This window comes from Streptomyces sp. BE303 (assembly GCF_036290945.1).
Taxonomy (GTDB): domain Bacteria; phylum Actinomycetota; class Actinomycetes; order Streptomycetales; family Streptomycetaceae; genus Kitasatospora.
Genome location: NZ_JAQYWZ010000341.1, coordinates 1 through 390, shown reverse-complemented (window position 1 = coordinate 390; position 390 = coordinate 1). Strand labels below are relative to the sequence as shown.

Below are 390 nucleotides of genomic sequence, written 5' to 3'. Positions count from 1 at the left end.
TCGGTGGTGATGCGCTGGTCGCGGTCGAAGCCGGGGCCGGAGTCCGTGATCTCCAGGCGCACGACCCGGCGGCCCGCCCCGGGTTCGCACAGGGCCGGGCCTGCCCGGGCGGGGGTGCCGCCGTGCTTCACGGCGTCGGTCGTGACTTCGGGGGCGATCAGCGTGAGGTCGTCGCTCAGGTGGGGCAGCTGCCGGCCGGCAGGGCGGTCACCCGCGTGGTGCACCGTCGGCTACCTGCTCCGCGGCGCCGGTGGCTACGTGCGCCAGCAGGTCGGGCGGGGCGTCCTCCGGGGCGCCGCGCTGGCCGGCTCGCGGGGCGGCGTGCGGACCGCCGCCGGCGACCGCGGCCGGGCCGAGCTCCCGGCCGGACGTCCGCCGCGGGGCCGGGCG

The 390-nt window shown here is 80.5% G+C and carries 1 protein-coding gene and 1 pseudogene; both read right to left on the bottom strand.

Annotation, left to right across the window (positions count from 1 at the left end; all coding sequences use genetic code 11):
- Positions 1 to 224, bottom strand: a pseudogene (locus tag PUR56_RS04585) (hypothetical protein); the annotation flags it as partial.
- A partial coding sequence (locus PUR56_RS04580) for a hypothetical protein (protein ID WP_329947942.1) occupies positions 208 to 390 on the bottom strand: 183 nt, incomplete at its 5' end. The gene PUR56_RS04580 and the pseudogene PUR56_RS04585, both read right to left, overlap by 17 nt.